Here is a 20,493-nt window from a genome sequence, read left to right on the forward strand (position 1 = left end):
AAATCGCTACAGCCTGGAGCGAGGATAAAAGCTGAACGGGATCAAAGCCTTGCACAGCGGTGATCGGAGGAGGATGTATCGATATCGTTCCGCTGTAGCGCATTCAGTACAGTTGGAGGTCGTTTTTGAACGGATTGCGAATGCGCCACAAATAAATGTAGGAGTGAGCCTGCTCGCGATAGCGGTGTGTCAGACGTCGCAAATGTTGAATGTCAGACCGCTATCGCGAGCAGGCTCACTCCTACAGGGGATTCGTGGTGGGTTCAGGATTTGTTGGGTATGCCGTACTTGCGCAACCGATGGGCGATCGCGGTGTGCGACGTTTGCAGGCGACTGGCCAGTTGGCGGGTCGAGGGGTAGCTGACGTAGAGCTTTTCCAGCAGCGTTTTTTCGAAGGACTCGACGGCTTGTTCGAGGCTGTCGACATCGCTGTCGGCTTGGCGCGCGACCGAGGTGCCAGCAATATCGAGATCGCCAATATCCACCAGGCTGCTCTCGCAAATCGCCGCCGCGCGGAAGATCACGTTCTGCAATTGCCGCACGTTGCCCGGCCAGCGATTACCGAGCAGCGCCGGGTAAGTCCCCGGGGCGAGGCGGCAGACCGGGCGCTGAATCTGCGCGCAGGCCTGCTGCATGAAATAGCGTGCCAGCAACAGAATGTCCTGGCCGCGCTCGCGCAGCGGCGGCACTTCGACGTTGAGCACGTTGAGGCGGTAGAACAGGTCTTCACGGAACAACCCTTCGCTGACCATTTTTTCCAGATCACGGTGGGTCGCGCTGAGGATGCGCACGTTGACCTTCACCTCGCGATCACCGCCCACGCGGCGGAAGCTGCCGTCGTTCAAAAAGCGCAGCAGTTTGGCCTGCAAGTACGGCGACATTTCGCCGATTTCATCGAGGAACACCGTGCCCTGGTTAGCCAGTTCCATCAGCCCCGGTTTACCGCCGCGCGCCGCGCCGGTAAAGGCTCCCGGGGCGTAGCCGAACAGTTCGCTCTCGGCGAGGTTCTCCGGCAGGGCCGCGCAGTTCAGGGCGAGAAACGGTGCGCTGTGGCGAGCGCTGATGGCGTGGCAGGCACGGGCGACCAGTTCTTTGCCTGTGCCGGTTTCGCCCTGGATCAACAGTGGCGCATCAAGGGCTGCCACCCGTTGCGCGCGCGCCTTGAGGGTGCGGATTGCCGGGGATTCGCCGAGCAATGCATCGAAACCCTCGGCATGGTCGTGGTGCAAGGCCGAGAGTTGTTCGCCGATGCGGTTCGGTTGATACAAGGTCAGCAGCGCGCCGGCATCGGTGATCGGCGTGGCGTCGAGCAACAAGGTCTGACCGTTGACGGTGATTTCGCGCAGCGGCAAACGGAAGCCGTGTTCGAGCAAGGTGTCGAGCAGGGCCGGATCGTTGAACAGTTCAGAGACGCTTTCACCCGCTGGTTCACGACCGTACAAGGCGATCAACGCCGGGTTGGCCAGCAGCACCTTGCCAGCGCTGTCGAGGGCCAGTACCGGATCGGTCATTGCTGCGAGCAAGGCATCGAGCTGCAAGTGCCGACGCTGGCCCGGGAGAATGTCGACCACGGTTACCGCCTCGACGCCGAGCACGCGGAACAAAGCGTCTTTCAGCTCTTCGAGCACTTGCGGGCTCAACGTTGGCGCGTCGATGTAGACGTTAGGCGGGATCATCTCCACCGCATCCAGATTGAGATTGCGCCCACCGAGGATAGCCAGGACTTCCTGGGTGATGCCGACGCGGTCGATGAAGCTGACGTGAATACGCATGGGGCGGTTCAGTGATCTGCAGTGCGGAGGGTGGCAAGTATGCCTTAAATCAAAATCACCCTCATCGGAAACGCCGCCCGCCCAGCCCTCTCCCAGGGGGAGAGGGGGCCGACCGAGGTGTCTGAGGTTTGACATCGACCTGAAAGAACCAGTCGATTATGGATTCGGTAAAGCGAGTTCAGATCGGCGTAACTCCGAAGCATCTGCCAATCAGTCCCCTCACCCCAGCCCTCTCCCAGGGGGAGAGGGGGCCGACCGAGGTGTCTGAGGTTTGACATCGACCTGAAAGAACCAGTCGATTATGGACTCGGTAAAGCGAGTTCAGATCGGCGTAACTCCGAAGCATCTGCCAATCAGTCCCCTCACCCCAGCCCTCTCCCGGAGGGAGAGGGAGCCGACCGAGGTGTCTGGCGCTATACGTCGACCTGTTAAATCGAGTCGATTATGGATTCAGTGATGCAGGGCCAGGTCGGCGTAACTTCGAAGCATCCCCCAATCAGTCCCCTCTCCCTTTGGGAGAGGGCTAGGGTGAGGGGCTTTTGAAGTTTATTCGAAGTGCTCAAGATTGACCGGGTCGCCGGACTTCATATCAAGTTGCTTGCGGATGTCTTCAAACATCATGTCGTAATGCTTGTGAACCGAGCCGATCTGGCTGTGCGTCTTGGGAATGCCGTACTTCTCGGCGATTTTCGTCACATTGTTGGCAAAGTTGTAGGCCTCCTCTTTGGGCAGGAAGAAGGTCTCTTTCATGTCCTTGCCCTGAAGATTGCCATGCATCGTGAACTGGATGCCTTTGCCTTTCTGCGGGTCGGTGAACACTTCATAGTCGAGGTGCACGTTGTAACTGACGTCATCCGGCGTCAACGCGTGCCGCTCAATATGCAAATGACCGGGTTCAAACTGGGCCATGGGTTTCTCCTTTCAAGGCATGGGAGAAGGGCAGACCTGGGGCCTGCCCCCGGAGTTTCTAATTATCGGTAAGTGATGCCCGGCTTCGCGGTGGTCACGCGAGTACCGGCAGTACCCTGGACAATCGCTTCGATATCCGCCAGCGAACCGATCACCGCAACTTTGCCAGTATGGCGCGCAAATTCGCAGGCTGCCTGCACCTTCGGTCCCATGGAACCGGCGGCGAAACCGAGGCGTTCCAGTTCATCCGGGTGCGCTTCGGCAATGGCTTTCTGCGTCGGTTTACCGTAGTCGATGAACGCCGCGTTGACGTCCGTGGCGATCACCAGCAGGTCGGCTTCCAGTTGCTCGGCGAGCAGCGACGAGCACAGGTCCTTGTCGATCACCGCTTCGATACCTTTGAGATTGCGGTTCTCGTCATACATGGTCGGAATGCCGCCGCCACCGGCGCAAATCACGATGCTGCCCTTGTCCAGCAGCCACTTGATCGGGCGGATTTCGAAGATGCGTTTTGGCCGTGGGCTGGCCACCACGCGGCGGAATTTATCGCCATCCGGAGCAATCGCCCAGCCTTTTTCGGCAGCGAGTTTTTCCGCTTCGGCCTTGTCGTAGACCGGGCCGATCGGTTTGGTCGGGTTCTTGAACGCGGGGTCGTTGGCGTCGACTTCAACCTGGGTCAGCAAGGTGGCGAACGGCACCTCGAAATCGAGCAGGTTGCCCAGTTCCTGTTCGATGATGTAGCCGATCATGCCTTCGGTTTCGGCACCGAGCACGTCCAGCGGGTAAGGGGTGACGGAGGTATAGGCCGCCGCTTGCAGCGACAGCAGGCCGACTTGCGGGCCATTGCCGTGGGCGATGACCAGTTGGTTGCCGGGATGGATCTTGGCGATTTGCTCGGTGGCGATGCGGATGTTGGCGCGCTGATTGTCAGCGGTCATCGGTTCACCACGGCGGAGCAGGGCATTACCGCCCAGCGCTACGACGATACGCATAATGCATGTCCTTTTCGTGTTGATCGTTCCCACGCTCTGCGTGGGAATGCTGCCACGGACGCTCCGCGTCCGCTGTGACGCAGAGCGTCACGGGATGCATTCCCACGCGGGAGCGTGGGAACGATCATGGATCAGCAGTGGTTACAGATCAGCCAGGGTCGAAACCAGAATCGCCTTGATCGTGTGCATGCGGTTTTCCGCTTGCTCGAAGGCGATGCAGGCTGGGGACTCGAACACGTCGTCGGTCACTTCGATGCCGTTTTTCAGGTGCGGATACTGCTCGGCAATCTGTTTGCCGACCTTGGTATCGCTGTTGTGGAACGCCGGCAGGCAGTGCATGAACTTGGTGCGCGGGTTGCCGCTGGCTTTCATCAGCTCGGCGTTGACCTGGTACGGCAGCAGTTGCTGGATACGCTCGGCCCAGGCTTCCACCGGCTCGCCCATCGACACCCAAACGTCGGTGTGAATGAAGTCGACGCCCTTGACCGCCGCTTTCGGGTCTTCGGTGAGAGTGATGCGCGCGCCACTTTCTTCCGCATATTTATGGCAACGCTCGACCAGATCATCCAGTGGCCACAGCGCTTTCGGTGCACAGATGCGCACGTCCATGCCGAGTTTGGCGCCGACCAGCAGCAGCGAGTTGCCCATGTTGTTGCGCGCATCGCCGAGATAGGCGTAGCTGATCTCATGGATCGGCTTGTCGGCGTGTTCACGCATGGTCAGCACGTCGGCGATCATTTGCGTCGGGTGATATTCGTCGGTCAGACCGTTGAACACCGGCACACCGGCGAACTTGGCCAGCTCTTCGACGATCTCCTGTTTGAAGCCACGGTACTCGATGGCATCGTACATGCGCCCCAGCACGCGGGCGGTGTCTTTCATGCTTTCTTTGTGGCCGATCTGCGACGAGTTCGGGTCGATGTAGGTGACGTTGGCGCCTTGGTCATACGCCGCCACTTCGAACGCGCAACGGGTGCGGGTCGAGGTTTTTTCGAAGATCAGGGCGATGTTGTTGCCCTTCAGGTGTTGCTGCTCGGTGCCGGTGTATTTTGCGCGTTTCAGATCGCGGGACAGATCGAGCAGGTAACGCAGCTCACGTGGGGTGTGGTGTTCCAGGCTGAGCAGGTTACGGTTGTGAATGTTGAACGCCATGATGATTCTCCTTGGATTCGGTAATCGGCCCGGCCGCTACGGGATGGGTGCGGCCGGGGAGATGGTCGTTTAGTAATCGATAGGATCGCGGATGATCGGGCAGGTCATGCAGTGGCCGCCGCCACGGCCTCGGCCCAGTTCACCGGCGCTGATGGTGATGACTTCCACGCCGGCCTTGCGCAGCAGGGTGTTGGTGTAGGTGTTGCGGTCGTAGCCGATGACCACGCCCGGCTCCACGGCCACCACGTTGTTGCCGTCGTCCCATTGCTCGCGTTCGGCGGCAAAGCTGTTGCCGCCGGTTTCCACCACGCGCAGCTTCGGCAGGTTGAGGGCTTTGGCCACGGTGTCGAGGAAGGTGCCTTCTTCGCGGCGGATGTCGATGCCGCCCTGTTTGCTTTCATCTGGTCGCAGGGTGAAGGCGACAATCTGGTTGACCACTTCCGGGAAAATCGTCACCAGGTCGCGGTCGCAGAAGCTGAACACGGTGTCGAGGTGCATCGCGGCGCGGGACTTCGGCAGGCCGGCGACGATGACTTTTTCCACGGCTTTGTTCTTGAACAGGTTCAGCGCCAGTTGGCCGATGGCCTGACGCGATGAGCGCTCGCCCATACCGATCAACACCACGCCGTTGCCGATCGGCATGACGTCGCCGCCTTCAAGGGTGGAGCTGCCGTGATCCTTGTCCGGGTCGCCGTACCAGATCTCGAATTCGGCGTTGGTGAACTGCGGGTGGAATTTGTAGATGGCGGTGGTCAGCAACGTTTCCTGACGACGCGCTGGCCAGTACATCGGGTTCAGCGTCACGCCACCGTAGATCCAGCAAGTGGTGTCGCGGGTGAACTGGGTGTTCGGCAGCGGCGGCAGAATGAAGCTGGAGTGGCCGAGGAAGTCGCGGAACATCTGGATGGTCTTGCCGCCGAAACTGTCCGGCAGATCATCGGCGGACACGCCGCCAATCAGGAATTCGGCGATGTGCCGTGGCTCAAGGCTTTTCAGCCAGGATTTGACTTCGTTGATCAGGCCCAGGCCCACCGAATCGGCGGTGACCTTGCGCTCGAGAATCCAGTCCAGCGCTTCCGGGATGGCGACGATGTCGGTCAGCAGGTTGTGCATTTCCAGCACGTCGATACCGCGCTCGCGCATTTTGGTGACGAAGTCGAAGTGGTCGCGCTTGGCCTGAGCCACCCAGAGCACGTCATCGAACAGCAGTTCATCGCAGTTGTTCGGGGTCAGCCGCTGATGGGCCAGACCTGGGGAGCACACCATGACTTTGCGCAGTTTGCCGGCTTCGGAATGGACGCCGTACTTAACTTTTTCCGTGGTCATTTCAGATCCTCCAGATAACAAATCAATCAGGGATTACAGAGTCAGGAAGCCGTCGTAGAGACCGTAGGCAGCCACCAGGGCACCCACGACCACTGCGGCGAAAATCAGCTTCTCGACGTTAGTGAAAATCGGTTGTTTGAGTTCCAGCTTGGCTTTGGCGAACAGGATCGCGCCAGGTGCGTAGAGCAGGGCCGAGAGCAGCAAGTACTTGACCCCGCCGGCATACAGCAGCCACACCGCGTAGATCAGCGCGATGCCGCCGATAATCAGATCCTTGCGCCGCTCGGCCGCGAAGCCTTCGTAGCTTTCGCCGCGCACCGCCAGCAGCAGGGCATAGGCCGCCGACCACAGGTACGGCACCAGAATCATCGAAGTGGCGAGGTAGATCAGCGACAGGTAAGTACTGGCCGAGAACAGCGTGATGATCAGGAAAATCTGCACCATCGCGTTGGTCAGCCACAGGGCGTTGACCGGCACGTGGTTGGCGTTTTCCTTGCGCAGAAACGCCGGCATGGTGTGGTCTTTGGCAGCGGCGAACATGATCTCCGCACACAGCAGCACCCACGACAGCAGCGCCCCCAGCAACGAGATGATCAAACCGACGCTGATCAGCGCCGCGCCCCATGGCCCGACCACGTGCTCAAGCACGGCGGCCATCGACGGGTTCTGCAGTTTCGCCAGTTCCGGCTGAGTCATGATGCCCAGCGACAGCACGTTGACCAGCACCAGAAACAGCAGCACGGTGATGAAGCCGATCACGGTGGCTTTGCCGACGTCCGAGCGTTTTTCCGCACGGGCCGAGAAGATGCTTGCACCCTCGATACCGATGAACACCCAAACGGTGACCAGCATCATGTTGCGCACCTGGTTCATCACACTGCCCAGATCCGGGTTTTTGATGCCCCAGATGTCAGCGGTGAAGATGTCCAGTTTGAACGCGAACACCGCGATCAACACGAACAGCAGCAGCGGTACGACTTTGGCGACCGTGGTCACCAGGTTGATGAACGCCGCTTCCTTGATCCCGCGCAGCACCAGAAAGTGCACGGCCCACAGTAAAACCGAGGCGCCGATTACCGCAGCAACGGTGTTGCCTTCACCGAAAATCGGGAAGAAATAACCGAGGGTGCTGAACAGCAGAACGAAGTAACCGACGTTGCCCAGCCAGGCGCTGATCCAGTAACCCCAGGCGGACGAGAAACCCATGTAATCGCCGAATCCGGCCTTGGCGTAGGCGTAGACACCGCCGTCCAGGTCAGGCTTGCGATTGGCGAGGGTTTGAAAGACAAAAGCGAGGGTGAGCATGCCGACAGCGGTGATGGCCCAACCGATCAGTACTGCACCGACGTCGGCGCTGGCGGCCATGTTTTGTGGCAAAGAAAATATCCCGCCACCGATCATTGAGCCGACTACCAATGCAACCAGTGCACCTAGTCGTAGTTTTCCGGGAGCTTCAGACATTGCATGACTCCATTGCAGGAGAGAAGAGATCACAGCGTAGTTCTGTTGTCTGTTCAAACAGCTGACTTAGATCAGTGCATGGTCACATTCCATTGTTAATGAATGACTTAGGCTTCGACTGAAGGCATAAATACTCTGCCCGCAAGGCCCGTCCTAGAGGCGTTGTGGCTACATTGTTGGGAATGGCTATTATTACTTTCGAATTATCACGCTAGTTCTTTTTCAGCTTTTGGCAAATTTTCAGCGTCTGTTTTCAGTACAGAATTGATTTATCAGGATCAGCGCACAAAACTGTCTTAACGTGCTAGGCGTTAGCGTCATCGGCTATATATAAACAGGCGTTAATTGGCGTTACCTGATAAACGTCATCTACCTTTATCCGTTTAGTTAATCGTCTTTAAAACCAAATTCTCACCACACATTCAAAGGGAAACTGAAATGTCGCAACCGACGCAAAAGCTGCGATTAGGCGCGTTGATCGCCCTGGTGGTGGGTTCGATGATTGGCGGGGGGATTTTCTCGCTGCCGCAGAACATGGCGGCACGCGCCGATGCCGGGGCGATCCTGATCGGTTGGGGGATTACCGCGATCGGCATGCTGACCCTGGCGTTCGTGTTCCAGACGTTGGCCAATCGCAAACCCGAGCTGGACTCGGGCGTCTATGCCTACGCCAAGGCCGGGTTTGGCGACTACATGGGGTTCTCCTCGGCGTGGGGTTACTGGATCAGTGCCTGGCTGGGCAACGTCGGTTATTTCGTCCTGCTGTTCAGCACCCTCGGTTACTTCTTTCCGGTGTTCGGCCAGGGCAATACGCCGATCGCCATCGGCTGCGCCTCGGTGCTGCTGTGGGCCGTGCATTTTCTGGTGATGCGCGGGATCAAGGAGGCGGCGCTGATCAATCAGCTGACCACGGTGGCCAAAGTCGTGCCGCTGATCATGTTCATCGTCATCGCGGCGGTGGCATTCAAGGCTGACATTTTCACTCGTGACATCTGGGGCACCAGCAACCCGAATTTCGGCGGGGTGATGGATCAGGTGCGCAACATGATGCTGGTCACGGTGTTCGTGTTCATCGGCATCGAAGGCGCCAGTGTGTACTCGGCGCGGGCGGAGAAACGCAGCGACGTCGGCCGCGCCACGGTGATCGGATTTATCGGCGTGCTGGCGCTGCTGGTGCTGGTCAACGTGCTGTCGCTGGGGATCATGAGCCAGCCGGAACTGGCGAATTTGCAGAACCCGTCGCTGGCGGCGGTGCTCGAGCACATCGTCGGGCCGTGGGGCGCGCTGTTGATCAGCATTGGCCTGGCGATTTCACTGCTTGGCGCGTTGCTGTCCTGGGCCTTGCTGTGCGCGGAAATCCTCTTCGCCACGGCCAAGGACAAGACCATGCCGGCGTTCCTGAAAAAGGAAAACAACAACCATGTGCCGGTCAACGCGTTGTGGCTGACCAACGCGATGATCCAGATTTTCCTGTTGATCACGCTGTTTTCCGCGGGCACTTACACCAGCCTGATTTATCTGGCCTCGTCGATGATTCTGGTGCCGTACCTGTGGTCGGCGGCGTACGCGGTGCTGCTCAGCGGACGTGGCGAAACCTACGAGCACGCCTCGGCAGAGCGCACCAAGGATTTGCTGATCGGCGGCATCGCGCTGGGGTATGCGGTGTGGTTGCTGTATGCCGGCGGGGTGAAGTATTTGCTGCTGTCGGCGTTGCTGTATGCGCCGGGGGTGATCCTGTTTGCCAAGGCTAAACATGAGCAGGGCGAGCCGTTGTTCACCCATGTCGAGAAAGGCATTTTCACCTGCGTGGTTATCGGCGCGGGGCTGGCGGCGTATGGGTTGTACAGCGGTGTGCTGTCGTTGTGAGGTTGTCGCTTGGGTATGCGCCGCCTTATGACTGGACGGCGATGTTGGGGTTTCTCGCGGCGCGGGCGGTGGTCGGGATGGAGGTTGTGGTTGAGGGTGTGTACTCGCGCAGCATCGGGTTGAACGGGCTTGATGGCACGGTTTCAATTTGGCCTGAGGCAGGGAATGCCTTGGCCGTTGAGCTGGATTTTCCTGATCCGTTGATGGTGCCCGAGATCGTTGTCAGGTTGCGGCGGATGTTTGATCTGGACGCGGATCTGGCGGTGATGCACGGGCATCTGGCAAATGATCCGTTGCTGGCGCGGTTGATTGCCGAGCGTCCGGGGTTGCGGATTCCCGGTGCGTGGAACGGGTTGGAGTTGGCGTTTCGCGCGGTGCTCGGGCAGCAGATTACGGTGGTCGCGGCGATTCGTCTGGCGGGGAAACTGGTTGCGCAATATGGGGCGCCGCTGGATTCGGGCGTGCCTGGATTGACCCATGTGTTTCCCGAGGCGAGCGTGTTGGCAGCGGCAGATCTGGCGGCGCTGGGCATGCCGAAAAGTCGCGGGCGGACGCTGTCGGGCGTCGCACAGGCATTGCTGGATGAGCCTTCTTTGTTTGAACCGAATCGCGAGGGTGGCGTGGCGCGGTTGTTGGCGTTGCACGGGATTGGCGAGTGGACGGCGCAGTACATTGCGTTGCGGCAGTTGCGGGATATGGATGGGTTTCCGACCGGGGATGTCGGGTTGCTGCGGGCGTTGGAGGTGCTGGAAGGCGAGCGGCCGACAGCGCGGGAATTGTCTTTGCGGGCCGAGGCCTGGCGGCCTTATCGAGGGTATGCGGCGCAGCTTTTGTGGACATCTTTGAGCCGGGCAGATTGATACATCATCGCTCGGTCTGAAATTGCAGCCCTCACCCCAGCCCTCTCCCGGAGGGAGAGGGGGCCGACCGAGGTGTCTTGCGTTGTCCATCGACCTGAAAGACCGAGTCGATTATGGATTCAGCGCCAAGCGTTCAAGTCGGTGAATCTCTCGAATATCCCCCAATCAGTCTCTCTCCCGGAGGGAGAGGGGGCCGACCGAGGTGTCTTGCGTTGTCCATCGACCTGCAAGGCCGAGTCGATTATGAATTCAGCGCCAAGCGTTCAGGTCGGTGAATCTCTCGAATATCCCCGAATCAGTCTCTCTCCCGGAGGGAGAGGGGGCCGACCGAGGTGTCTTGCGTTGTACATCGACCTGCAAGACCGAGTCGATTATGGATTCAGCGCCAAGCGTTCAAGTCGGTGAATCTCTCGAATATCCCCGAATCAGTCTCTCTCCCGGAGGGAGAGGGGGCCGACCGAGGTGTCTTGCGTTGTACATCGACCTGCAAGGCCGAGTCGATTATGAATTCAGCGCCAAGCGTTCAAGTCGGTGAATCTCTCGAATATCCCCGAATCAGTCTCTCTCCCGGAGGGAGAGGGGGCCGACCGAGGTGTCTTGCGTTGTCCATCGACCTGCAAGACCGAGTCGATTATGGATTCAGCGCCAAGCGTTCAAGTCGGTGAATCTCTCGAATATCCCCCAATCAGTCTCTCTCCCGGAGGGAGAGGGGGCCGACCGAGGTGTCTTGCGTTGTCCATCGACCTGCAAGGCCGAGTCGATTATGGATTCAGCGCCAAGCGTTCAAGTCGGTGAATCTCTCGAATATCCCCCAATCAGTCTCTCTCCCGGAGGGAGAGGGGGCCGACCGAGGTGTCTTGCGTTGTCCATCGACCTGAAAGACCGAGTCGATTATGGATTCAGCGCCAAGCGTTCAGGTCGGTGAATCTCTCGAATATCCCCGAATCAGTCTCTCTCCCGGAGGGAGAGGGGGCCGACCGAGGTGTCTTGCGTTGTACATCGACCTGCAAGGCCGAGTCGATTATGAATTCAGCGCCAAGCGTTCAAGTCGGTGAATCTCTCGAATATCCCCGAATCAGTCTCTCTCCCGGAGGGAGAGGGGGCCGACCGAGGTGTCTTGCGTTGTACATCGACCTGCAAGACCGAGTCGATTATGGATTCAGCGCCAAGCGTTCAAGTCGGTGAATCTCTCGAATATCCCCCAATCAGTCCCCTCTCCCTCTGGGAGAGGGTTAGGGTGAGGGGCTTTTAATTCCACTGTGGATGATGGGAACCCAATTCTGTAGCCGGCAACGCCCACTGAATCGGCGTGTCGCTGATCTTCACCGGCACCTGCAAACGATGCGCCGGTCCCCACGGAGTCTGCTCTATTGACGTGCTCTGATCCTGTTCATCCTCGACGCGCAACGCTTGCGTTGTCCCCGGTACATGCTCGATCAACAACTTCGCCGTACGCGCCAGCGACAATCGCGCCGAGCCCGAGCGGCCATTCGCCAACCGCTCAGTCAGCAACCTGAGCGCACTCGCCGCCATCAAATACCCCGTCGCATGATCCAGCGCCTGCACTGGCAACGGTGTCGGCTTTTCAGCCTGCTGCCAGCGCTGTCCGGCCTCGGCAATGCCGCTGCTCATCTGCACCAGACTGTCGAAGCCGCGGCGGTTCTGCCACGGGCCGCTCCAGCCGTAGGCGTTGAGGGCGACATCGATCAGGCCCGGTGCCAGTTGCCGGCGGCGTTCGGCGCCGAATCCGAGATTCTCCAGCGCATCGGCGCGATAACCGTGCAGCAAAATGTCGGCGTCTTTCAACAATCCTTCGAACGCCGCGCGATCCGCCGGATCCTGCAAGTTCAGCCGCGCACAGCGTTTGCCGAGGGTCATTTCCGGGACGACACCGGGCTCGTTCCAGGTCGGGGAATCGATGCGCAATACATCGGCGCCAAGGCCAGCGAGAAAACGGCTGGCAGTGGGGCCGGCGAGCACGCGTGTCAGATCCAGCACCTTGATCCCGGCCAACGGTTGCGCCACCGAGCCTTGCCACGCTTGGCTGTGCTCATCTTGCGAATCGAGGAAATGCACCAGCGGCTCGGCATTCACCGCGAGCCCCTGCGGATGCTTCTGCCATTGCGCCCAACTGCGCATCTCGGCGGCACAACCCTTGGCGTCGACCACCGCTTGCTCCAGATCCGTACTCGCCCATCGCGCGACTTTTACCGCTATCGCGGCACGGTCGGCGCAGGCACCGAGCACGCTTTCAGCGGCAGCGCGGTGATGCGGGGCGTTGGTGTGCAGGCGAATCCAGCCGTCGCAGGTCTGGTAATCGCCAGCGACTGGATCCCACAGGGGCGGAACTTGCCAGCCGATGGGACGGATTGATGTGGCGAACCAGAACGAGGCCAATCGACGATCGACTTCAACGGCGGGCCGTAGGCCGGTCTGCTGCCGGAGCAATTCGCTGACGGTCTGACCGGCCGCGGCCATGCTGGCGCAGGCAAGCTCAGTGACGGCGAACGCCGAGGGCAGGGCGCCATCAGCGGTGAATGGAATCGGCGTGTGCGGCAAGCCGAGTGCGGCTTGAATGGACGTGAGCAAATCAGTCATCAAAGGCCCTCCGGAGCGAGAGGGCGATGATAGTGCAAAAAATCACGAGGAGGATCGTTCCCACGCTCCGCGTGGGAATGCATCAAGGGACGCTCCGCGTTCCAGCTTCCGATTGGGACGCGGAGCGTCCCGGGCTGCATTCCCACGCAGAGCGTGGGAACGATCTCTTCGCGTCAGACGCGGAACTGATCCATCAACTTCATCTGCTGACTGGCCAGGGCATTGAGCTGGCTGCTGATCGCCGCCGACTCAGTGGCCTGCTCGGTCAGGGTTTCAGTCACGGTACGAATCGCCGAAACGTTGCGATTCACTTCTTCAGCCACCGCACTCTGCTGCTCAGCTGCACTGGCAATCTGCAGGTTCATGTCGCTGATCACCGTCACCGCATCGCTGATCTTGCCCAGCGCATCGACGGCCTGACGAATCTGCCCGGCGTTGTTGTGCGCCTGGGTCTGGCTCGAATGCATGGTCGCGACCACGCCACGGGTGCCGGTCTGAATCCGCTCGATCACGATGCGAATCTCTTCCACCGAATCCTGCGTGCGTTTGGCCAGGTTGCGCACCTCGTCGGCAACCACGGCAAAACCACGGCCGCTCTCACCGGCGCGGGCCGCCTCAATCGCCGCGTTGAGGGCGAGCAGGTTGGTCTGTTCGGCGATGCTGCGGATCACCTCCAGCACCGAGCCGATCTGCTCGCTGTTGACTGCCAACGCTTCAACTTCGGTCACAGCTTTGCTGACTTCGTCGGCCAGTTGATTAATGTCGCGGGTGCTGCGCTCGATGATCGACATGCCGTCCTTGGCCGACTGATCGGCACCTTTCGCGGCATTGGCGGCGTTCGATGCGCTGTTGGCGACGTCGTGGGCGGTGGCGCTCATTTCGTTGGAGGCGGTGGCGACCTGGTCGATTTCGCGGAACTGCACCTGCATACCTTCGCTGGTCTGGCGGGCGATTTCCGAAGACTGGTCGGCGGTACCGCGCGCCTCGGTGATGCTCTGTTTGATCTGCGCGATGGTCGGTTGCAGCTTGTCGAGGAAGCGGTTGAACCAGTTCACCAGTTCGCCCAGTTCATCTTGTTTGCTGTAGTTCAGGCGCTGAGTCAGATCGCCTTCGCCGCTGGCGATGTTCTTCAGCATCTCGGCAACGCTATTGATCGGGCGAGTCACGCCGGAGGCGGTCAGCCAGATCAGCAGCAGGCCAACCAGACCGGCAACCACGGCAACCAGCAGCGCGGTGATCACGCCGGTTTCCTGCGCATCATCGAGTACCGCTTGCAGCTTGACCGAGTCGGCCAGCAGCACTTGTTTCGGCAAGTCGATGACCACGCCCCAGGCGCGCGAGTTACCAATCGGATCGACCGGGTACACCGCACGAATAAGGTCGCCCTGTTCGAGGATCTTCGGTGTGCCGGAGGTCAGCAGTTGCAGCACATCTTTGCCATCGGCGCCGAGGGTGTCGCTGATCTTTTTGCCGACCTTGGTGGCGTCGGAGCTGTCGGCAGCGAGCACGCCGCTGCCGGAGACGATCAGCATATGCCCGGCGTTGTTGAACAGATTGCGCTGGGAGTCCACGGCCGCCGCTTGCAGGGCATCGAGGGCAATGTCGACACCGACCACGCCGATGGCTTTACCGTCGACGATCAACGGCACGGAAATGGTCGTCATGAGCATTTCCTTGCCACCGACAGTGTCGGCATACGGGTCGAGCAGGCAGGTGCGCTTGGCATCGCGAGGGCAGGTGTACCAACTGTTGTAGGGCGTGCCGCTGACGCTGAGGGTGGTTTTGGTCAGGTCTTCTTCGACCATGATGGTGTTCAGCGAGGCGCCGGCGGCGCGGCTCCAGTAGGTGGCAAAACGTCCGGCTTCGTTGGACTGGCGCGCGGCATCGTTGGCGAATTCGCTGTCCTTGCCGTCGAGAGCGTTCGGTTCGAAAGCCAGCCAGATGCCGAGCACTTTGTCGTTGCGCTCGAAGGCGGTTTTCAAGCTCAGGTTCAACTCTTCACGCAAGGCGCCGGCGTCCAGCGAACGCTTGGCGGCCATGACGCGCATGTCCTTGATCTGGTCAGCCACGGCCGTGATCACCGTCAGGCTTTCGCCGAAGGTTTTCTGCACCCGCACGGCTTGTTCGGCGGCTTTGGCTTGCAGCAGATTCTGCACACTGGCGGTGAGCAACTGGTTGCTGGAGTTGCTGACCAGTTCGTCGTTCTGGTTGGTCTGGTAGATGTTCATGCCGACGATCAGCGCAACCACACCGAGCAGGCACAGGCCGGAGAGCAGAACGATTTTCAGGCGAATGGACAGAGCGTCGAACATGGGGCGATCTCGCGAATGAATAAAGGGTGGCATTCGGGCAGGAACTACCCGGTTCGCCAAATCCATTCAGCGCCATTCAATGCTCATCGGCGTGGAAGCAGAGGGCATGAGGCGCGTGCCGACGGACGGTCAGCGCTAAACGTTTGCGCAGGGGAAAGTGCTGCAAAAGCGATTAATTACAGGGATGTTTCAGTGTGGATACGGGGGCGGGTTCACGCGGGAATCGATTCCGGACGCGACCAGATCCACAGATTGCCCAGGCTCATCCCGGCAATCGCCAGATAGACCGGCCAGCCGTGATTGAGCATCACCAGCATTAACGTCGCGCAAAGTAACATGCTCACTGTCGCGCTGACTTTGGCCTTGCGCGCGATGATCTTGCCGTTACGCCAATTGCTGAGGATCGGTCCGAACAAGCGATGGTTTTCCAGCCAGGCACTCAGGCGCGGCGAGCTGCGGGTCGCGGCCCAGGCGGCGAGAAGGATGAACTCGGTGGTCGGCAGGCCGGGCACGACAATAGCGATCAGGCCGATGCCGAGGCTGACGTAGGCCAGCAGGCCGAACAGCACGCGGGCGAGTTTCGAGGAGGCGGGTTGCGGCATGGGCTACGCGGTGGCTTCTGAAGCGGAAGGGAGATCTTACAGGCTTACGCAGTTCCCATGTGGGAGCGAGCCTGCTCGCGAAAGCGGTGGATCAGTCACATTAATGTTGAATGTGCTGCCGTCTTCGCGAGCAGGCTCGCTCCCACAAGGAATAGTGTTGTGTCAGGCAGGTTCGGCTTCAGTGGCGTAAGCCTGTTCCAGCAGCACGGTGAAGCGGTTGAACGCGTCGATCGCGCCTTGCTCCACTTCAGCCTCTTCTTCAGCAGTGAACTGCAGCGAATCGAGGGTGCGCACGAAGCTTTTCCAGCCTTCGGCACGGCCACCTTCAGGCTCGCCGAGGTGACGGGCACCAAAGGTTTCGCTCAGCTCCAGCGCCACGGCGCGTTTGATCAGGAACGCCGCACCGAGCTTCGAACCTTCGGAAACAAAGATCCAGCCCAGAGCACGAGCCTTGCTCGGGTTTTTCACCGCGCCGGCGACCGGTGAAGGCACTTCGGTGTCGAGATCAGCCAGATCAGCCTTGGCCGCTTCGGCACGGCAACGCGCCGGCAGGTCAGGCACGATGGCGATCAGTTCGGCGTCGTTGTACAGATCGACCAGTTCCGACTGGAACAGGTACTGCGCGACGACGAAACGGGCGAAATTGGCGCGGGTCTCGAACGGCGCGTGGGCTTTGACCAGGGCGTCGACCTTGCTGTGCGGCTCGTGGGTGATCTGGTTCAGGCGTTGTGAACGCAGGGCTTTTTCCGAAGTGGTCATGACATGTCCTTGATAAAAGAGGCGCTTGATAACGAGACGAACAAGACGCCGTGCAAGCGTAAAAAAACCTCACTGCGCGGTGCCTGAACACGAGCAGTGAGGTCGACCGGATCAGATGTCCCAGATCAGATTGATCGCGAAGTTGCGACCCGGTTGGGTCAGGCGATCGAGGTTGGCCGGTTGCGTCACCGACGCTTCGCCGACGCTGTCGTAACCGCGCACGTCATCCCACAGCCAGTATTTCTTGTCGGTCAGGTTGTAGATGCCGCCGCTGACGGTGACGTCGTCGGTGACTTTGTAATAACCGGCCAGATCAAGAATGCCGAAGCCCGGGGTTTTGAACTGGCTGCTGACGCCATCCGGCGACTTGAAGTTGCTGTCGTCGACGCGATCCTTTTTCTTCACCACGCTCCAGCTCAGCAGGCCACCGTAGTTGTCCTGGTCGTAACCCAGACCGAACACGCCGGTCAGCGGGTTGACGCTGTTGATCGGCTCACCGTTGTCGTTGTTGCGACCATAGGCGTAGGCGATCGAGCCCTGGGTGTAGAGGCCTTGCGGCGCGCCGAACGCATCCAGATTCAGGCGACCTTTGACTTCCGCACCCTTGATGGTGGCGTGCTTGATGTTGGCCGACTGGAAGGTCAGCTCGTTGCGGCCCGGGGTCACCGCGTCTTCGTTGATGAAATCGCGATACTTGTTATAGAACACCGCCACGTCGAACGAACCGTGTTCGAAGTTGCCGCGCAGACCGGTTTCATAGCTTTTGCTTTTTTCCGGTTCGAGGTCCGGGTTCGGCGCCACGCTGTAGCCGGTGGTGGTGTTTTCGAAGCGGCCGTACAGGGCTTTCGCGGTCGGGGTGCGGAAGCCTTCGGCGTACTGACCGTACCAGGTGTAGTTTTCGGTCAGGGCGTAGGTCAGGCCGAATTTCGGCGAGACTTTGTGCCAGGTCTTGTTCTCGTCGCTGACCGTGCCTTGACCGTCTGCCGCCACGGTGTTGAGGAATTCCTGGGTGATGTGCGGCTTGAGCTGGGTGTAGTCGTAGCGCAGACCCGGCAGGAAGGTCCAGTTGTTCCAGCTGATCTGATCCTGAGCGAACACGCTGTAGGTGTTGATGGTCGGGTCCGGGAAATCGGTGGCCTTGGCCAACACGTCAGCGGTACTGGTCGCACCGATGGCGGTGCAGCCACGACCGACCGCCAGGCAGGTGCCGTCGCCGCTGCGCGAACCGGTGACCTTCTGCTGTTTGATGGTGGTGCCGTAAGTCAGCACGTGATCGGTGGCGCCGAGGGCGAACGCCTTGTCCAGCTGCGCGTCGAACACCCACTGCTTTTCTTCGTAAATGGTGTCGCGAGTACGCAGCACTTTACGGGTGATCGGGTAGTAGAACTCAGTGGTGCTCTGGTCGGTCTTGGCGATCTGGTGGTTGAGGCTCCACTTCACGTTATCGACCAGCAGGCTGTCGAGGGCGAACGAGTGTTCGATGCCGATACGTTCACGGGTGATGGTGTCGTTGCCGGTGCGCCACTGGTACATGCCGCCGGGCAGCACGCTGTTCGGAATGGTCGGGGCGCCGTTGAAGTACGGGCCGCCGTAAGCACTTTTCTGATCGGTGTCGCGATCATCCTTGTACTTTTCGTAGGTCAGGCCCAGGCGCGAATCTTCGTTGTAGTTCCAGCCGATCTTGGCCAGCACGTTGTAGGCGTTGACGTCTTCCGGGTTGGCGGCGGTGCGCTCAAGGCCAGTGCCATTGTTGCTGCCGTAGGAATCGGTTTCGTGACCGTCGCGTTGGCTGTAGTGCAGCAAACCGTCGAACTGGTCGGCACGGCCGGCAACGGTGGCGGACTTCAGCCAGCTGTCATCGGCCGAGCTGTAACCGCTTTTCAGGCGCGCACCGACGTCTTTGCCGGGCTTGATGATGTCGTCGGCATCGAGGGTGTAGTAGCTGACAGCGCCGCCGATGGCGTTGCTGCCGTACAGCACCGAGGCCGGGCCACGGAGGATTTCCACGCGTTTGACGATTTCCGGGTCAACGTAGTTGCGCTGGGTCTTGGCGTACGGACCGTTGAAGAAACCGTCCGGCACTTCCACACCGTCGACTTGCGTCAGGATGCGGTCGCCGTCGATGCCACGGATGTTGTAGCCGCTGATACCGCCACGCTGACCGGCGCCACCGACGGAAACGCCCGGCTCGTAACGCACCAGATCCTTGATGGTGTTGACGTTGTTGCGGTCCAGATCCTGACGGGTCTGCACGGTGACGGTAGCCGGCACGCTGTTGACCGACTGCTCCTGACGGGTGGCGCTGATGGTCACCTGATCCAGATTGAGCGTGCCGCTGGCGTTGCGCTTTTCCAGCACCACATTGTTGTTGCTGATTTTGCGGAAGCTCAGGTTGGTCCCCACCAACAGACGCTCCAGGGCCTTTTCCGGTGGCAACGAGCCACGCACGCCCGGCGACGACACGCCCTGACCCAGTTCTGCCGGCAAGCCGACCTGCCAACCGGTCACGGTGGTGAAGGCATTGAGCGCCGACACCAGCGGCTGCTGGCCGATGGCGAACGAGTAATCGCCCATGTTGCGCGTCGGTTGCTCGGTGGCCGCCATCAGCGGCGCAGTGCCCGCCATCAGGATGGCCGCGGTCAGCAGCGACAAGACGCGGGAAGGGGAGGAAGTCTGGCGGGTAAGGCGTGAGGACATCGATAGCGCTCCGTGTCGCACGAATCTTTATAGGTGCTGATTGACTCGCGTGTTGCGAATCAATTGCATTGGCTATAACGAGACGTACTGACGTTGGCTATCGAGTAAAAATAATTCTCATTTAGTTCAAGATGACCAGGGCGGGGAATTCTTTCAGTTGCGCCGAGGTGATCTGAGCGAGGGAACGAACCACGTCGAGCGGCTGGTCGAGACGGTAATTGCCGGTCACGGCAACGTCCGCCAGTTGCTCGTTGTTGTTGATGATCCAGCCCGGGTAGTAGCGGCGCAATTCGGCCAGCACCTGATTCAGCGGGCAGTTCTCGAACACCAGTCGGCCCTGTACCCACGCCAGATCGGTGTTGGCGTCGAGTTTGGCCGGGCGGTCGAAACCGTTGGGACCGATGCGGATGCTCTCACCGGCAGTCAGACGCACGCGGGCGTCGTTGTGCGTGGCGCGCAGATCGACGTCACCGCGCTGCACATTGACCTGCGCGACGCCATCGAGATAACGCACGGCGAACGCGGTATCGCGCACGCTGGCAGTGACTGGCCCGGCATCGATTTCCAGCGGTTGACTGCGGCCGCTGGCGATTTCGAAAAACGCTTCGCCCTGAAACAACCGGGCAACGCGCTGTTGGTCGTTGATGGTGCTGGAAAATGCCGAATTGGTATTGAGCAGGACTTTCGAGCCGTCCTCCAGTTGCAGACGCTGACGCTCGCCAACCACGGTCAGGTGGTCGGCCTGAATGCGCATCGGCAAGTTACTGAAACTGAACAAGCCGAGGATCAGCACCGCGGCGGTGGCCAGTGGTTTCCAGTGCGGACGCAGACGATTGAGGAAGGTGACTTTCGCAGGTTTCGCCGCCAGGTTTTGCGCGCACTGGGCGATTTGCGGGCCGTCCCAGATTGCCTGGGCCTTGGCGAACGCCTCGGCATTTAAAGGATCGGCCGCGAGCCAGGCATGAAACTGCCGGGTCTGCTCCTCGTCCGGGCTGCCGAGCACGATGATCCAGTCCAAAGCCTGGTCCATTGCGTTTGCAGCGTCCTGCACCGAATTCGGCGAAGGCGAGCGGTGGGTGTCCGTCACGGTGTTTCCTCGGCAGTGTCTGCGCACGGCTGTTTTTCAAGTGAAGCGTAAAAGTCGGGCAAGGGTAACAAAGCCCGATGATCCGTGCAGGCGATCCTGG

At 60.1% G+C, this 20,493-nt stretch carries 14 protein-coding genes and 1 pseudogene; 2 read left to right on the forward strand and 13 right to left on the reverse strand.

Going from position 1 to position 20,493, the window contains the following annotated elements; translation table 11 throughout:
* Positions 1-263: 263 nt before the first annotated feature.
* From ACOYXJ_RS16225 to arcD (ACOYXJ_RS16250), 6 genes are all read right to left on the reverse strand, one after another.
* Positions 264-1,772: a sigma-54-dependent transcriptional regulator gene (locus tag ACOYXJ_RS16225; RefSeq protein WP_460370433.1), complete on the reverse strand. Its 1,509-nt coding sequence runs from the start codon at positions 1,770-1,772 to the stop codon at positions 264-266.
* Between the two features lie 546 nt (positions 1,773-2,318).
* The gene (locus ACOYXJ_RS16230) at positions 2,319-2,681 is read right to left on the reverse strand and encodes a DUF5064 family protein (RefSeq protein WP_007908047.1); all 363 of its coding nucleotides are present in this window, start codon (positions 2,679-2,681) and stop codon (positions 2,319-2,321) included.
* A gap of 62 nt (positions 2,682-2,743) precedes the next feature.
* Positions 2,744-3,673, reverse strand: a complete 930-nt coding sequence (gene arcC / locus ACOYXJ_RS16235; RefSeq protein WP_038366601.1) for a carbamate kinase — start codon at positions 3,671-3,673, stop codon at positions 2,744-2,746.
* A 141-nt stretch (positions 3,674-3,814) separates the two neighbouring features.
* The gene (locus tag ACOYXJ_RS16240; protein ID WP_008086805.1) at positions 3,815-4,825 is read right to left on the reverse strand and encodes an ornithine carbamoyltransferase; all 1,011 of its coding nucleotides are present in this window, start codon (positions 4,823-4,825) and stop codon (positions 3,815-3,817) included.
* Positions 4,826-4,894: 69 nt separating this feature from the next.
* Positions 4,895-6,151, reverse strand: coding sequence for an arginine deiminase (gene arcA, locus ACOYXJ_RS16245; RefSeq protein WP_038366599.1), 1,257 nt, complete (start codon positions 6,149-6,151; stop codon positions 4,895-4,897).
* A gap of 33 nt (positions 6,152-6,184) precedes the next feature.
* A complete protein-coding gene (gene arcD, locus ACOYXJ_RS16250; RefSeq protein WP_150794529.1) occupies positions 6,185-7,612 on the reverse strand; it encodes an arginine-ornithine antiporter in 1,428 nt (475 codons plus the stop codon).
* 438 nt (positions 7,613-8,050) lie between these two features.
* Here arcD (ACOYXJ_RS16250) and arcD (ACOYXJ_RS16255) point away from each other — a divergent pair, with 438 nt between their 5' ends.
* On the forward strand, positions 8,051-9,478 hold the full coding sequence (gene arcD / locus ACOYXJ_RS16255) for an arginine-ornithine antiporter (protein WP_460370437.1): 1,428 nt from the start codon (positions 8,051-8,053) through the stop codon (positions 9,476-9,478).
* A complete protein-coding gene (locus tag ACOYXJ_RS16260) occupies positions 9,475-10,338 on the forward strand; it encodes a DNA-3-methyladenine glycosylase family protein (RefSeq protein WP_460370439.1) in 864 nt (287 codons plus the stop codon). The genes arcD (ACOYXJ_RS16255) and ACOYXJ_RS16260 overlap by 4 nt, the downstream gene beginning before the upstream one ends.
* 1,248 nt (positions 10,339-11,586) lie before the next feature.
* On the opposite strand, the gene ACOYXJ_RS16265 is transcribed toward ACOYXJ_RS16260, so the two are convergent.
* The 7 genes and pseudogenes from ACOYXJ_RS16265 to ACOYXJ_RS16295 all read right to left on the reverse strand — a co-directional run bounded on the left by ACOYXJ_RS16265 (position 11,587) and on the right by ACOYXJ_RS16295 (position 20,393).
* On the reverse strand, positions 11,587-12,936 hold the full coding sequence (locus ACOYXJ_RS16265) for a CoA transferase (protein WP_460370441.1): 1,350 nt from the start codon (positions 12,934-12,936) through the stop codon (positions 11,587-11,589).
* A 173-nt stretch (positions 12,937-13,109) separates the two neighbouring features.
* A complete protein-coding gene (locus ACOYXJ_RS16270) occupies positions 13,110-13,865 on the reverse strand; it encodes a methyl-accepting chemotaxis protein (RefSeq protein WP_400507418.1) in 756 nt (251 codons plus the stop codon).
* A gap of 150 nt (positions 13,866-14,015) precedes the next feature.
* Positions 14,016-15,314: pseudogene (locus tag ACOYXJ_RS16275) on the reverse strand (methyl-accepting chemotaxis protein); the annotation flags it as partial.
* Between the two features lie 146 nt (positions 15,315-15,460).
* On the reverse strand, positions 15,461-15,850 hold the full coding sequence (locus ACOYXJ_RS16280) for a YbaN family protein (RefSeq protein WP_460370443.1): 390 nt from the start codon (positions 15,848-15,850) through the stop codon (positions 15,461-15,463).
* 162 nt (positions 15,851-16,012) lie between these two features.
* Complete coding sequence (locus ACOYXJ_RS16285; RefSeq protein WP_460370445.1) at positions 16,013-16,609, reverse strand: biliverdin-producing heme oxygenase; 597 nt, start codon at positions 16,607-16,609, stop codon at positions 16,013-16,015.
* A gap of 111 nt (positions 16,610-16,720) precedes the next feature.
* Complete coding sequence (locus ACOYXJ_RS16290; RefSeq protein ID WP_460370447.1) at positions 16,721-19,306, reverse strand: TonB-dependent receptor; 2,586 nt, start codon at positions 19,304-19,306, stop codon at positions 16,721-16,723.
* Positions 19,307-19,427: 121 nt separating this feature from the next.
* Positions 19,428-20,393 (reverse strand): FecR family protein, encoded by a 966-nt coding sequence (locus tag ACOYXJ_RS16295; protein WP_460370449.1) that lies wholly within the window; start codon positions 20,391-20,393, stop codon positions 19,428-19,430.
* Positions 20,394-20,493 lie beyond the last annotated feature (100 nt).

Source organism: Pseudomonas sp. Tul2A7 (genome assembly GCF_054790505.1).

Excerpts from the sequence above, each read along its gene's own strand:
- ACOYXJ_RS16225 (WP_460370433.1), bottom strand. The coding sequence starts at position 1,772 with ATGCGTATTCACGTCAGCTTCATCGACCGCGTCGGCATCACCCAGGAA.
- ACOYXJ_RS16230 (WP_007908047.1), bottom strand. The coding sequence starts at position 2,681 with ATGGCCCAGTTTGAACCCGGTCATTTGCATATTGAGCGGCACGCGTTG.
- arcC (WP_038366601.1), bottom strand. The coding sequence starts at position 3,673 with ATGCGTATCGTCGTAGCGCTGGGCGGTAATGCCCTGCTCCGCCGTGGT.
- ACOYXJ_RS16240 (WP_008086805.1), bottom strand. The coding sequence starts at position 4,825 with ATGGCGTTCAACATTCACAACCGTAACCTGCTCAGCCTGGAACACCAC.
- arcA (WP_038366599.1), bottom strand. The coding sequence starts at position 6,151 with ATGACCACGGAAAAAGTTAAGTACGGCGTCCATTCCGAAGCCGGCAAA.
- arcD (WP_150794529.1), bottom strand. The coding sequence starts at position 7,612 with ATGTCTGAAGCTCCCGGAAAACTACGACTAGGTGCACTGGTTGCATTG.
- arcD (WP_460370437.1), top strand. The coding sequence starts at position 8,051 with ATGTCGCAACCGACGCAAAAGCTGCGATTAGGCGCGTTGATCGCCCTG.
- ACOYXJ_RS16265 (WP_460370441.1), bottom strand. The coding sequence starts at position 12,936 with ATGACTGATTTGCTCACGTCCATTCAAGCCGCACTCGGCTTGCCGCAC.
- ACOYXJ_RS16270 (WP_400507418.1), bottom strand. The coding sequence starts at position 13,865 with ATGCAGGTGCAGTTCCGCGAAATCGACCAGGTCGCCACCGCCTCCAAC.
- ACOYXJ_RS16280 (WP_460370443.1), bottom strand. The coding sequence starts at position 15,850 with ATGCCGCAACCCGCCTCCTCGAAACTCGCCCGCGTGCTGTTCGGCCTG.
- ACOYXJ_RS16285 (WP_460370445.1), bottom strand. The coding sequence starts at position 16,609 with ATGACCACTTCGGAAAAAGCCCTGCGTTCACAACGCCTGAACCAGATC.
- ACOYXJ_RS16290 (WP_460370447.1), bottom strand. The coding sequence starts at position 19,306 with ATGTCCTCACGCCTTACCCGCCAGACTTCCTCCCCTTCCCGCGTCTTG.